The sequence below is a fragment of the Polaromonas sp. genome (assembly GCF_036676035.1).
Lineage (GTDB): Bacteria > Pseudomonadota > Gammaproteobacteria > Burkholderiales > Burkholderiaceae_C > Polaromonas.
Genome location: NZ_JAKFDR010000022.1, coordinates 35678 through 48528 on the forward strand (window position 1 = coordinate 35678; position 12851 = coordinate 48528).

The window sequence follows — 12851 nt, forward strand, 5'->3', positions numbered from 1 at the left end:
TATGAAGACCTACAAAATCGCCTGCATTCCCGGTGACGGCATCGGCAAGGAAGTGGTGCCGGCCGGCCAGACGGTGCTGCAAGCGCTGGCCGCCACGCAGAACAAATTCAAATTCGAGTTCAGCTCGTTTGACTGGGGCGGCGACTACTTCCGCCGGCATGGCGTGATGATGCTGGAAAACGGCCTGGATGACCTGCGCGCCATGGATGCCATTTTGTTCGGCTCGGCGGGCGACCCGCACATCCCCGACCACATCACGCTGTGGGGCCTGCGCCTGAAGATCTGCCAGGGGTTCGATCAGTACGCCAACGTGCGGCCCACCCGCATCCTGCCGGGCATTGACGCGCCGCTCAAGCGCTGCAAGCGCGAAGACCTGAACTGGGTCATCGTGCGCGAAAACTCCGAAGGCGAATACGCCGGTGTCGGCGGCCGGGCCCACCAGGGCCATCCTATTGAGGTGGCGACCGATGTGTCGATGATGACGCGTGCCGGCGTCGAGCGCATCATGCGCTACGCCTTCAAATTGGCGCAATCGCGCCCGCGCAAGCTGCTGACCGTCATCACCAAATCCAACGCCCAGCGCCACGCCATGGTGATGTGGGACGAAATCGCCGTGCAGATAGCCAAGGAATTCCCCGACGTCACCTGGGACAAGGAACTGGTCGATGCCGCCACCGCCCGCATGGTCAACCGCCCGGCCTCGCTGGACACCGTCGTTGCCACCAATCTGCATGCCGACATCCTGAGCGACCTGGCGGCCGCGCTGGCAGGCAGCTTGGGGCTAGCCCCCACCGGCAACATCGACCCCGAGCGCCGCTACCCCTCCATGTTTGAGCCCATCCACGGCTCGGCCTTCGACATCATGGGCAAAGGGCTGGCCAATCCGGTGGGCACCTTCTGGAGCTGCGTGATGCTGCTGGAACACCTGGGCGAACAGGCTGCGGCGCAGCAACTGATGCACGCCATCGAGCAGATCACGGCCGATGCCTCGCTGCATACCCGCGACCTGGGCGGCACCGCCACCACGGCGCAGGTGACTCAAGCCGTGTGCGACCGCGTCAGCACCGCCGCAGCGCAGCCGCTCGCGGCCTGATTTCCACGAAACCCGAAGGAGACAAAACATGTGTTCGCAAGACAAAAAACCAATGTGGCAGACCGCTGCCATTCGTGCCAGCCTGCTGGCGTTCAGCCTGATCAGCGGTTCGGCGCTGGCCCAGGCCGCTTCGACAGGCTCAGGACAGGCCTGGCCGGCCAAACCCATCAGCCTGATCGTGCCGTTTCCGGCCGGCGGCACGACCGACGTGCTGGCGCGTGCTGTCGGGCAGGAACTCTCCAAGAGCCTGGGTCAGCCCGTGGTGGTCGAGAGCAAGCCCGGCGCCGGCGCCACGCTGGGGGCCGATTACGTGGCCAAAGCCAGGGCCGACGGCCACACCTTGCTGATGGGGGCGGTGCATCACACGATTGCCACCAGCGTCTATAAAAAACTGCCTTACGACTTCCAGAAAGACCTGCTGCCCGTCACAACCGTGGCGCTGGTGCCCAATGTGCTGGTGGTCAACCCCGGCGTGCCTGCCAAAAGTGTCAGCGAACTGCTGGCACTGGCCAAAGCCTCGCCGGGCAAGCTCACGTATGGCTCCAACGGCAACGGCACCGGGCAGCATTTGATTGGCGCACAGTTTGAGGGCATGGGCGGCGTGCAGATGCTGCATGTGCCTTACAAGGGCAGCGGCCCGCTGACCACCGATTTGCTGGGCGGGCAGATCACCATGTCCTTCGACACCATCACGCCGGTGTTGCCGCACATCAAGGCGGGCAAGCTCCGCGCGCTGGCAATCACCACCGGCAAACGCTCCACCGCCTTGCCGGATGTGCCGACGCTGGATGAGGCAGGTCTCAAGGGCTTCAATCTTGGCACCTGGTTTGGCGTCCTGGCACCGGCTGGAACGCCCAGGGAAATCGTGACCCGGCTCAACACCGAACTGGTCAAGATCATCCAGTCGCCGGATTTCAGGAAACGAATGGAAGACATTGGCGCCGAGCCGATCGGCAACACGCCGGAGCAAATGGCCAAACAGATCAGGGACGATACCGATCGGTTCGCCAAGCTCGTCAAGGACGCAAAGGTCACTATCGAGTGAATTGAGTGGATCAGTTTTAACCGGGGTGCGTGGTTACCAGCGGGTTACAGCGGCACAATGCTCTTCTGGAGACCCCTATGACCGCCCCCAATCCCGCCACCGAGCCCCGCCAGTTTCTCGAACATCTCTACAACGCTGCCGTCAGGCGTGCGCTGCCGCTGCACAACACGGCGGCGTATTTGCCCAAGCCACCCAAGGGAAGAACGATTGTCCTGGGCGCCGGCAAGGCGGGCGGCTCCATGGTGCAGGCGGTAGAGGCCCTCTGGCCTCTTGACGCCCCGCTGGAAGGTCTGGTGGTCACGCGTTACCACCATATTCCGCCGCGTCCCGAGGGGCTGAAGCGGCGCATCGAAATCGTCGAGGCCGCCCATCCCGTGCCCGACGCGGCCGGCCTGGCCGCCGCGCAGCGCATCCTGGCGCTCACGCAAGGGCTGACCAAGGACGACCTGGTGCTGTGCCTGATCTCGGGTGGCGGCTCGGCACTGCTGACCTTGCCGGCCGAAGGCTTGAGCTTGGAAGAAAAGCAGCGCATCAACAAAGACCTGCTGAACTCGGGCGCCAACATCGCCGAGATGAACTGCGTGCGCAAGCACCTCTCGCGCATCAAGGGCGGGCGGCTGGCCGCGGCCTGCGCGCCGGCGCAGGTGGTCACGCTGACCATCAGCGACGTGCCGGGCGACGACCCGTCCATCATCGCCAGCGGCCCGACCGTGCCGGACGCCAGCACCTGCGCCGAGGCCGTGGCCATTCTCCAGCGCTACGGCATCGCGATTCCGGGCGGCCTCATGAGCCTGCTGGAGCAGGGCGCGCTCGAAACACCCAAGCCCGGCGATGCGGCTTTTGACGGCCATGAAGTGCACATGATCGCCACGCCGCAGCAGTCGCTCGAAGCGGCGGCGGCAGCGGCGAGCGCCGCCGGCATCGAAGCGCACATCTTGAGCGACGAGATCGAAGGCGAATCGCGCGAGGTCGGCAAGGTGCATGCGGCGCTGGCGCGCGCCGTGGCGCATCGTGGCCAGCCGTTCGCCAGGCCCTGCGTGATTCTGAGCGGTGGCGAAACCACGGTCACGGTGAAGAAGCAGCCCGAGGGCACGCCGCGCGAGCAACGGGGAAGAGGCGGGCGGGCCGGTGAGTTCTGCCTGGGGCTGGCGCAGGCGCTGCAGGGTCAGGCCGGCGTCTGGGCGCTGGCTGCCGACACCGACGGCATCGACGGCATGGAAGACAACGCGGGCGCTTTCGTGGCGCCCGACACGCTGCAGCGCGCGCTGGCGCAGGGCATGAAGATCGACGCCTACCTGGGCCGCAACGACGCCTATGGCTACTTCCAGCCGCTGGGCGACCTGGTGATCACCGGGCCCACGCACACCAATGTCAACGATTTCCGGGCGATCCTGGTGCTGTAAGAGCCTGTTCACGCTTTATTTGGAGTCGCGTTGGGACGCAATCGGGATGAGTTGGCTGTCAAGACCACGCCGCATGGGCCTATGCCCATGCAAGAGGTTTGGTTGCCAAATCGCCCGACCGCACAGCCGGTCGGCTGTGCGTCGTGCGGCTGCCCCAATGGGGATGCAAACGCGACCGCGTTTGCGTCGCCCCAACCCGAAGGGCAGGGGCCTTTTCGGGCGGTCTGCGGCGTTGCACTGCTTGCCAATAGCCGGGCTATTGGCGGCGCACGGCGCCTTGGCAAGCCCATCCCGAAAAGACACCTGCGCGACTCCAAATAAAGCGTGAACAGGCTCTTACGACTCCGGGAGGTCAATGGCTTGAATACTTACGTGTTGTAACGGGCGGGAAGCGTTAAAGTCTGGAGCTGTTCGCATGAGGAGCTTGCATGTCCACCGGGAAATCGACACCGCCGTCCGCCAGTGCCCCCAACAAGGCCGCGCTCGAGAGCGCGATCGACAAGCTCGCCAGGCGCGCCAAGGAACTGCGCACTTTCGATCTCTCGGGCATCGAAGGGCGCTGGGATTCGCGCATCGAGGCACTGCAAAAGAGAACCAACACGACCCTTGCCGACATTCTGGGCGCAGGTTCGCCCGAGTACAAGCGGCATGCGATCGGCGCCCTCGACTCGGCCCTGGATTCGAATTTTGGCGACCGCCTCTCGCTGGACGAAGTGCGGCAAGGCATCAAGAAAAGCATCGACCAGGCGCTCGACAATCTGGTTGTGGTCAAGAAGCTGCTGACCGACCGCCTTGAAGGCAAGGTGCTTGCCGAGCCACCAGCACCAGCACCAGCACCAGAGCCAGAGCCAGAGCCAGAGCCAGAGCCAGAGCCAGAGCCAGAGCCAGAGCCAGAGCCAGAGCCAGAGCCGCCACCGCCACCGCCACCGCCACCGCCACCGCCACCGCCGCAGGCGGTTGCGCCTGTGCGGGCACCGTCACCTGCACCGACGGCCGCGCCAACGCCTTCACCTGCCATTGGAGTCATCATGCCCATGTCCAAAACCGATCCTGCTTCCTCTTCCATCGCAGCGCAGCAAGCCGTCCCCGGCGGACGCGTGGCCGTCCTCGGCTGGGGCGGCGACGCTGCGGGCCAGGCGTGCGAGTTTGTGGAGCAGTTGGGGCTGGAGGCTGCGGTGCTCGACGCCGTCTCCGTTGATCAACTCGAAACGCTGCGCAACGTGGCGTTCCTGCTGCTCTTGCCGGGCAAAAACCCCGAGGCGCCGGCAGCCATGCTGGCCATCGGATTCATGCTCGCCGTGCTCGGCCGCAGCCGCATGGCCTGCCTGCTATCCGAACAGGATGCCATGCCGGCCGCCTTGACGGGCGCGACACGCATCACGGTCGACGAGGATGGTTTATGGCAGCTGCTGCTGGCGCGCGAGATGAAGCGCGCGGGCCTGGATGTGGACCTAAACCGCGCCATATAAGGCTCTTGGCGTTGCCGCAGGCTGCGGCGCGGCCCTTATTGAGCGGCGTCCGGCCGCCCGAAGCCGCGAAGGCCCCCTCGGGGGGCAGCGAGGACACGCAGTGCCGAGCGTGGGGGCTTATTCGCACAACTGCCGGATCTGCGCCGGAATCTCCCAGGCGAACAGGCGGCCATCGTCCTTGCGGCCGGCGAAGATGCGCACCTCGTCGCACTCCATGATCAACTCGTCGTCCCGCATCACCCGGTAGCGCTGCACAAAGCTCTTGCCGCGCCACTCGGCGATCGAGGCATGGATGGAAAGCAGGTCGCCGTAGCTCGCGGTCTTGATGAACTTTGCATGCGTGTCCACCAGCGGCGTGCCGATCACGCCCAGCGTCGCTTCGGTCTCATGCCAGGGCGGCACGCCGCATTCGATGAAGAAGTGGCGCGAGGCGGCGTCGATCCAGCGGAAGAAGTTCGGGAACCAGACGATGCGCGCGGGGTCGCAGTCGCCGAATTCGACGCGCACGGTGTGGGTGATCTGTTTGCTCATGGATTCATTATGTCGTCACGGCTTCGACCCTTCGTCAGGCTCAGGATGGGCCAGGCAGCGCCCCCTCGGGGGGGGCAGCGCAGTACATGCAGCGAACATCGTGGAAGGTCTTTTTCAAGCAGGGGCCGCGGAACCGGCTTTGCCGGGCCGCAGGCGCAGCGCCCCCTCGGGGGGCAGCGCAGTACACGCAGTGACAAGCGTGGGGGCTTTATTTAATCACCCTTGATGTTGCGCGCCCGAATCAGCGCACCGAAACGCGTGCCGTCGATGGCGGCGCGCATGCTGAAGTCGGCCGGGGACATTGGTGCCGGGACGCCGCCTATGGACATGATGCGGTCTTTCACCGCCGGTGTGCCGAGGATTTTGTTGATCTCCCGGTTCAGGCGGCTCACCACCTCGGGCGGCGTGCCGGCGGGGGCATAGAAACCGAACCAGGTGTCGGCATCAAAGCCCTTCAGGCCGGCTTCTTCCAGCGTCGGCACATCGGGGAACAACGGCGAGCGTTTCGAGCTGCCCACGGCCAGCAGCTTGAGTTTGCCGGCCTTGACATGCTGCAGGCCAATGCCGGGGTCGAACATGAAGTCGAGCTGTCCGCCCAGCAGGTCTTGCATGGCGGGCGCCGCGCCGCGGTAGGGCACATGCACCGCAAACAGGTTTGTCTGCGCCTTCATCATCTCGGCCGCCAGGTGCGGGGAGCTACCGTTGCCGGGCGAGCCGAATGACAGCTTGCCGGGGTTGGCCTTGAGGTAGGCCAGGAACTCCTTGACGTTGTTGACTGGCAGCGAGGGCTTGACTTCCAGGAACACCAGCACGCGCGCGGCCGCTGCCACCGGCACCAGGTCCTTGGCGGGATCAAAAGCCATCTTGGGATACAGGTGCGGATTGACCGAGACCATGCCGCCCGAACTCATCAACAGCGTGTAGCCGTCAGCGGGGGATTTGGCCACCGCCTCGCCGCCAATGTTGCCGCCGGCGCCCGCCCTGTTTTCGACGATCACGGGCTGGCCCAGGGCCTGCTGCAAAGGCACGGTGACTGCGCGCGCGATCTGGTCGGCCGCCCCACCCGGCGGGAAGTTGACGATGACCTTGATGGGTTTGCCGGGCCAGGTGTCGGCTAAAACCGTGGCTGGCAGATTGGCGATGCAGGTGATGGCTGCAATGGCACATGCGGCAAGCAGGTTGCGACGGTTTTGTTGGATGGGCAGATGCATGATTTTTGTCTCCAGAAGTAGTGTGTTGTCAGGTGCTTTAGAACGGGTAGTGCCGCGGCGTGGTCTGCACCGTGATCCAGCGCAGATCGGTGAATTCAGCGATGCCGGTCTTGCCGCCGAAGCGCCCGAAGCCGCTGCCCTTGACGCCGCCAAACGGCATCTGCGCTTCGTCGTGCACTGTCGGGCCGTTGACGTGGCAAATGCCGGATTCGATGCGCTGGGCCACCTGCATCGCGCGGGCGATGTCGCCACCGAACACGGCGGCCGACAGGCCAAACTCGTTGTCGTTGGCGCAGGCCACGGCTTCTTCGACACCGTTGACGCGCACGATGCCCTTGACAGGGCCAAAGGTCTCCTCGCTGTAAATCCGCATGGCCGGTGTGACATGGTCCAGCAAGGTGGCCGGCATGAGGGTGGTGTCGGCCCGTCCGCCGCAAACCAGCCTGGCACCCTTGGCCAGGGCGTCGTCAATCAGTGCATTGCAGCGCTGCACGGTGGCCATGTCCACCACGGAGCCGAGTACCACCGGGCCTTTGCGCGGGTCGCCCAGCGGCAGGCTTTGGGCCTTGGCCGCCAGCCTGGCGACAAAGTCGTCGGCTATCTTGTTGTCGACGATGATGCGTTCGGTGGACATGCAGATCTGGCCCGAGTTGGCAAACGCGCCGAAGGCCGCGGCTTTGACTGCCGCATCGATGTCGGCATCGTCCAGCACCACCAGCGGTGCCTTGCCGCCCAGTTCCAGCACGGCAGGCTTGAGGTACTTGGCGCAGGTGCCTGCAATGATTTTTCCGACATGGGTGGAGCCGGTGAAGTTGACGCGGCGCACTGCCGGGTGGGCAATCATGGCTTCGACCACGGCGCCGGCGTCGGCCGGGGCATTGGTGACGAAGTTGACCACCCCCTTGGGAAAGCCGGCTTCCTGCAAGGCTTCGACGATCAGGCCGTGGGTGGCGGGGCATAACTCCGAGCCTTTGAGCACCACCGTATTCCCGCAGGCCAGCGGCGTGGCAATGGCGCGCACGCCCAAAATGATGGGCGCGTTCCACGGTGCTATGCCCAACACCACGCCCGCAGGCTGGCGCAGCCCCATGGCCAGGCTACCGGGCACGTCAGACGGGATGACTTCACCGCTGATCTGCGTGGTCATGGCCGCCGCTTCTCCCAGCATGCCGGCGGCCAGATGCACGTTGAAACCCACCCACAAACCGGACGCGCCGGTTTCTGCGGCCATGGCCTCGGTAAAGGCCTGGGCTTTGGATTCGAGGGTGTGGGCCGCTTTCAACAGCAAGGCGCGACGCTCGCTGGGGCCGGTCTGGCTCCAGCGCTTGAAGGCGTGGGCAGCAGCCTCCACGGCGGCTATTGCATCGGCTGGCGTGGCTGCCGGCGCGGTGGTTGCCACGCTGCCGTCCAGCGGGTTGCGACGCTCGAAAGTGGCGCCGTTGCCGGCCTGTTGCGGCTCACCGTTGATGAGCATGGAAATGGTGGTCATTGAAAGTCTCCGGGCTGGTTGAAAGGTTGCAAATTGAAATTCGGTGCCAGGTCAAGCCACGTCTACCTCGACAAGGATGGGGTGGGGGGAGGCGAGGGCTTCGCGTAGAACGGCGTGAAGTTTTGCTGCATCGCGCACATGGACGGCATCGCAGCCTTGACCCCGGGCCAGCGCCAGGAAGTCGAGGTCGGGCAAGTCGGTGCCTGCCAGTTTGTCTTCGGGCTGGAAGCCAAAGGTGGGTGCGAATTCCTGCAAGGCCGCGTAGCGGCGGTTTTTCAGGATGATGAAGGTGATGGGCAGCTTGAGCTGCGCGGCACTCCACAGGGCTTGGATTGAATACATGCAGGAACCATCGCCGATCAGCCCGATCACCTTTTTGTCCCGCTTGGCGAGCGCCACGCCCACCGCCGCAGGCAGGCCGTGGCCCAGGCCGCCGCTGCACATGGTGTAGAAGGTTTCGCTTTGCAGGATGGGCAGGTAGTTCTGCATCGCGGAACGCGAACTGGGCGCCTCTTCCACCACGATGGTGTCGGCTGCGCGCACTTCGGCCAGGGTCTGCATGACATAGGCCACGCTCATCAACGCGGAGGGCTCGGCCCTGGGGCGTGGCATGCGGGGTGCAGGCAAAGCCCTGGCCTTAGGCGCTGGCCGGGCCAACAGGTCTTGTACGCCTAGGCGAATACCGCCCACGGCAGAAGTACCCACGGGCGCCCAGGCGGCGATGCTGGGGTCTTCAATCAGTTGCACCAGTTGGGCGCCGGCTGGCACATGCGGGCCAAAGCCTTCAACGTGGTAGGTGAACGCCGCGGCGCCCAGCGCAAAGATGACATCGTGGCCCGCCAGCAGGCTCACAATTTTTTCGCGCATGGCCGGCAGGAAGCCGGCAAACAGGCGATGGTCTTCGGGAAAGCCACAACGCCCCGACATCGGCGCCACCCAGACGGCGGCGTTGTGCCGTTCGGCCAGCGCGACGACGTCCTGCCAGGCCTCATCGCGGTCCACCGCTGCGCCAACCACAAAGGCAGGACGTTCGGCCGCATCCAGCGTGTTGCCAATCGCATCCAGCACGCGCGGCTCGGGGCGTGTTTCGGTGCTGACCACGCGTGCCTGCACCGGTTCGCACGGTTTCTCCCAATCGTCAGCGGGAATCGACACCAGCACCGGCCCGCGCGGCTGCTGCATGGCGATGTAGTAGGCGCGCGCAATGGCCAGCGGCACGTCCTCGGCACGTGCGGGCTCGATGCTCCATTTGACATAGGGTTTGGGCAGCTCGGTGGCCTGGCCCGAGAACAGGAAGGGGTCAAACGGCAGGATGGAGCGTGCCTGCTGCCCGGCGGTGATCACCATCGGCGTGCGGTTCTTGTGGGCCGTGAAGATGTTGCCCATGGCGTGACCCACGCCGGCCGCCGAATGCAGATTGACAAACGCGGCGTTGTGTGTGGCTTGGGCATAGCCGTCGGCCATGCCGACCACCACCGACTCCTGCAAACCCAGGATGTAGCGAAAGTCTGGCGGGAAATCCAGGAACAGCGGCAACTCGGTGGAGCCGGGGTTGCCAAAGATGGTGTCAATCTTGAAGGCGCGCAGCAAATCCAGTACGGCTTCACGCACGCTGGTGCTGGAAGTGGGGCGGTGTGTTGTTGCTACCGAGGGGATGGCATTGGCCTGGGGCATCTGAAGGGTCCTGGGGTTGAGGCTGGGATGCGTCGATGACGTCGATGAGGAATCTTCGGCTCAGGCGTGTCATAAATCAATAAAATGACAAGACTAAGTAGTATTAGTCTTATGCATATAAAAGACGTTGACCTGAATCTGCTGCGGCTGTTTGACGCGGTCTACCGCACCCGCAACGTGAGCCGCGCGGCCGAGCTGCTGGACCTGACACAGCCCGCCGCCAGCCAGGGGCTGACGCGGCTGCGGCTGCTGATCAAAGACCCGCTCTTTGTGCGCGCCGGCGGCGGTGTGCAGCCCACCCCGAAGGCTGACAGGCTGGCCGACGCGGTGCGCAGTGCGCTCGGCACGCTGGAGGAAGCGCTCAACGAGTCGGCCGACTTCGACCCGCTGCAATCGCGCCGGATCTTTCGCATCCACATGAGCGACATTGGTGAAGGGCGCTTCCTGCCCGAGCTGATGGTGGCGCTGCGCGAGCTGGCGCCCGGGGTTCGCATTGAAACCCTGCCGCTGCCCAAGGGCGAGATCACCAACGCGCTGGACAGCGGGCGCGTCGATTTCGCGTTCGGCTTCCTGCCCACCATCAAGGACACCCAGCGCACGCAACTGCTGAAAGACCGCTACATCGTGCTGCTGCGCGCAGGCCATCCGTTCACGCGCAAGCGCCGCAGCGGCCAGGCGCTGCTTGCCGATTTGCGCAAGCTTGAATTCGTTGCCGTGCGCACCCACGCTGACACCCTGCGCATCCTGCAACTGCTGAACCTGGAGGACCGGCTGCGCCTGACCACCGAGCATTTCATGGTGCTGCCCTCCATCGTGAAGGCGACCGACCTCGCCGTCGTGATGCCGCGCAACATCGCGCGCGGCTTTGAAGGCGGCTACGCCATCGTGGAGCCGCCATTGCCGCTACGAGACTTCACGGTGTCGCTGCACTGGAGCCGGCGCTTCGAGGCCGACCCCGGCAACCGCTGGCTGCGGCAGACGATCGTGGATCTGTTCGCGGAGTAGGGCGAGCCGGCGTCAGCCCGCGCGCCCGGCTTCGAGCTTTTGCAGCGCTTCCTCGCGCCAGTACTCGACAGCGGCGAACCAGCCTTCCCAGACGCAGCCGTTGCAGCCGCGTCCGCAGCAGGTGGTGGGCTCGGGCGGCGGTGGGCGCAGGCTGAGGCCTTGTTGATCTGCCAGGGCAGACAAAGAGGCCGTCAACTGCCGGGCAGATGGGAGATCGGTCACGCGGGTCAGCATGACCGAACTGTAACGTGGGTAACTAGCCCCCACGCTTTTCACTTCGTGTAATGCGCTGGACGTGCCGCTGCGAGACGCAGCGGCTCTTGCGTCCGTCCAAGCCTGCGCAGGCAGGCTTGGAGCCGCGGACATCAGCCCCGAGGGGGCCGTCGCTTGCTCGGGGCGGCCCTTCGCGGCGCTTGTCAGGCCTGGAGGCTGCTCAGCACATTCTCGGCCGTCGCCGGGGCATTGAGCACCACGGGCTGGCCGTCGCCCTTGGCGGCGGCCACGGCGTCGCGAATCGCCTCCCATACGCTGATGGCCAGCATGAAGGGGGGCTCGCCGACGGCCTTGCTGCCGAACACGTTGTCTTCGCGGTTGGGCTCGGGCCACAACGCGATCTTGAAGTGTTCGGGCACATCACCGGTCGTCGGGATTTTGTAGGTGCTGGGCGCGTGGGTGCTGAGGTAGCCCTTGTCGTTCCAGACCAGCTGCTCGGTGGTCAGCCAGCCCATGCCCTGCACGAAGCCGCCTTCGATCTGGCCGATGTCGAGGGCCGGGTTGATCGAGGTGCCGACATCGTGCAGGATGTCGACCTTGAGCAGACGGCTCTCGCCGGTCAGGGTGTCGATCGCCACTTCGGAGCAGGCCGCGCCGTAGGCAAAGTAGTAGAACGGCCGTCCCGTCAGCGTGTGCTTGTCGTAGTGGATCTTGGGTGTCTTGTAGAAGCCATCGCTCCACAGCTGCACACGGGCGTGGTAGGCCTTGTCGACCAGTTGCTCAAAGCTCTGCGTTCCCTGGGGCGAAGTGACCTGGCCCTGGGCGATCACCACGGCCTCGGGGGCACAGCCCTCGTGCTCGGCCACATATTTCACGAGGCGCTCGCGCACCTGGCGCGCGGCAAACTGCGCGGCGCGGCCGTTGAGGTCGGTGCCGCTGGAGGCTGCGGTGGCCGAGGCATTGGGCACCTTGCTGGTGTCGCTGGCCGTGGCCAGCACGCGCTCGAAGGGAACGCCCAGCTCGTCGGCCACGATCTGCGCGACTTTGGTGTTCAGGCCCTGGCCCATTTCAGTGCCACCGTGGTTCACCTGCACGCTGCCGTCGGTGTAGACATGGACCAGCGCACCGGCCTGGTTGAAGAAGGTCGCGGTGAAAGAGATGCCGAACTTCACCGGCGTGATGGCGATGCCGCGCTTGATCACCGGGCTGCTAGCGTTCCATGCCGAAATGGCCTCCCGCCGGCGTCGGTACTGCGCAGTTAGCTCCAGTTTTGATAGCAGCGGTTCGAGGATGTTGTCTTCCACCTTCATCTGGTAGTGGGTGGTGTTGCGGTCTTCCACGCCGTAGAGGTTGCGCATGCGCACATCCAGCGGGTCCAGGCCCAGCTGGCGTGCGATATCGCCCATGATGGCTTCGATCACGATCATGCCCTGCGGGCCACCGAAGCCGCGAAACGCGGTGTGGCTTTGCGTGTTGGTCTTGCAGCGGTAGGACGCAATCTCGACGTCGCTCAGGAAGTAAGCGTTGTCACTGTGAAAAACAGCGCGGTCGGCCACAGGGCCGCTCAAGTCCGCGCTAAAACCGCAATTGGCCGCCAGCATGAGCTTGAGGCCGGTGATGAGGCCGCTGTCGTCGAAGCCCACCGTGTAGTCATAGGCAAACGGGTGGCGCTTGCCGGTGACCATGAAGTCGTCGTCGCGGTCCATGCGCAGCTTGAC

The 12851-nt window shown here is 65.0% G+C and carries 11 protein-coding genes; 5 read left to right on the top strand and 6 right to left on the bottom strand.

The window, feature by feature from the left end; genetic code table 11:
• Position 1 precedes the first annotated feature (1 nt).
• The 4 genes from V6M61_RS04775 (at position 2) to V6M61_RS04790 (ending at position 5010) form a co-directional block, all read left to right on the top strand.
• Positions 2 to 1093, top strand: a complete 1092-nt coding sequence (locus V6M61_RS04775; RefSeq protein WP_332775423.1) for a tartrate dehydrogenase — start codon at positions 2 to 4, stop codon at positions 1091 to 1093.
• A 52-nt stretch (positions 1094 to 1145) separates the two neighbouring features.
• Complete coding sequence (locus tag V6M61_RS04780; protein ID WP_442957729.1) at positions 1146 to 2138, top strand: tripartite tricarboxylate transporter substrate binding protein; 993 nt, start codon at positions 1146 to 1148, stop codon at positions 2136 to 2138.
• A gap of 77 nt (positions 2139 to 2215) precedes the next feature.
• Positions 2216 to 3541: a glycerate kinase type-2 family protein gene (locus V6M61_RS04785; RefSeq protein WP_332775425.1), complete on the top strand. Its 1326-nt coding sequence runs from the start codon at positions 2216 to 2218 to the stop codon at positions 3539 to 3541.
• A 428-nt stretch (positions 3542 to 3969) separates the two neighbouring features.
• Positions 3970 to 5010: a hypothetical protein gene (locus V6M61_RS04790; protein WP_332775426.1), complete on the top strand. Its 1041-nt coding sequence runs from the start codon at positions 3970 to 3972 to the stop codon at positions 5008 to 5010.
• A gap of 117 nt (positions 5011 to 5127) precedes the next feature.
• Here the strand turns inward: V6M61_RS04790 and V6M61_RS04795 are convergent, their stop codons facing one another.
• The 4 genes from V6M61_RS04795 to mdlC form a co-directional block, all read right to left on the bottom strand.
• Positions 5128 to 5541 carry an acyl-CoA thioesterase gene (locus V6M61_RS04795; RefSeq protein WP_332775427.1) on the bottom strand — a complete coding sequence of 138 codons (414 nt, stop codon included), beginning with the start codon at positions 5539 to 5541 and terminating at the stop codon, positions 5128 to 5130.
• A 212-nt stretch (positions 5542 to 5753) separates the two neighbouring features.
• On the bottom strand, positions 5754 to 6752 hold the full coding sequence (locus V6M61_RS04800; RefSeq protein WP_332775428.1) for a Bug family tripartite tricarboxylate transporter substrate binding protein: 999 nt from the start codon (positions 6750 to 6752) through the stop codon (positions 5754 to 5756).
• A 37-nt stretch (positions 6753 to 6789) separates the two neighbouring features.
• A complete protein-coding gene (locus V6M61_RS04805) occupies positions 6790 to 8241 on the bottom strand; it encodes an aldehyde dehydrogenase (RefSeq protein WP_332775429.1) in 1452 nt (483 codons plus the stop codon).
• A gap of 51 nt (positions 8242 to 8292) precedes the next feature.
• Positions 8293 to 9915, bottom strand: coding sequence for a benzoylformate decarboxylase (mdlC, locus tag V6M61_RS04810; protein ID WP_332775430.1), 1623 nt, complete (start codon positions 9913 to 9915; stop codon positions 8293 to 8295).
• A gap of 111 nt (positions 9916 to 10026) precedes the next feature.
• Here mdlC and V6M61_RS04815 point away from each other — a divergent pair, with 111 nt between their 5' ends.
• Complete coding sequence (locus tag V6M61_RS04815) at positions 10027 to 10920, top strand: LysR family transcriptional regulator (protein WP_332775431.1); 894 nt, start codon at positions 10027 to 10029, stop codon at positions 10918 to 10920.
• Between the two features lie 12 nt (positions 10921 to 10932).
• Here the strand turns inward: V6M61_RS04815 and V6M61_RS04820 are convergent, their stop codons facing one another.
• Complete coding sequence (locus V6M61_RS04820; RefSeq protein ID WP_332775432.1) at positions 10933 to 11154, bottom strand: oxidoreductase-like domain-containing protein; 222 nt, start codon at positions 11152 to 11154, stop codon at positions 10933 to 10935.
• A 182-nt stretch (positions 11155 to 11336) separates the two neighbouring features.
• Positions 11337 to 12851: xanthine dehydrogenase molybdopterin binding subunit (gene xdhB, locus V6M61_RS04825; RefSeq protein WP_332775433.1), on the bottom strand; the 1515-nt coding region annotated here is incomplete at its 5' end.

Coding starts and splice junctions, on each gene's coding strand:
- V6M61_RS04775 (WP_332775423.1), top strand. CDS start 2: ATGAAGACCTACAAAATCGCCTGCATTCCCGGTGACGGCATCGGCAAG.
- V6M61_RS04780 (WP_442957729.1), top strand. CDS start 1,146: ATGTGGCAGACCGCTGCCATTCGTGCCAGCCTGCTGGCGTTCAGCCTG.
- V6M61_RS04785 (WP_332775425.1), top strand. CDS start 2,216: ATGACCGCCCCCAATCCCGCCACCGAGCCCCGCCAGTTTCTCGAACAT.
- V6M61_RS04790 (WP_332775426.1), top strand. CDS start 3,970: ATGTCCACCGGGAAATCGACACCGCCGTCCGCCAGTGCCCCCAACAAG.
- V6M61_RS04795 (WP_332775427.1), bottom strand. CDS start 5,541: ATGAGCAAACAGATCACCCACACCGTGCGCGTCGAATTCGGCGACTGC.
- V6M61_RS04800 (WP_332775428.1), bottom strand. CDS start 6,752: ATGCATCTGCCCATCCAACAAAACCGTCGCAACCTGCTTGCCGCATGT.
- V6M61_RS04805 (WP_332775429.1), bottom strand. CDS start 8,241: ATGACCACCATTTCCATGCTCATCAACGGTGAGCCGCAACAGGCCGGC.
- mdlC (WP_332775430.1), bottom strand. CDS start 9,915: ATGCCCCAGGCCAATGCCATCCCCTCGGTAGCAACAACACACCGCCCC.
- V6M61_RS04815 (WP_332775431.1), top strand. CDS start 10,027: ATGCATATAAAAGACGTTGACCTGAATCTGCTGCGGCTGTTTGACGCG.
- V6M61_RS04820 (WP_332775432.1), bottom strand. CDS start 11,154: ATGCTGACCCGCGTGACCGATCTCCCATCTGCCCGGCAGTTGACGGCC.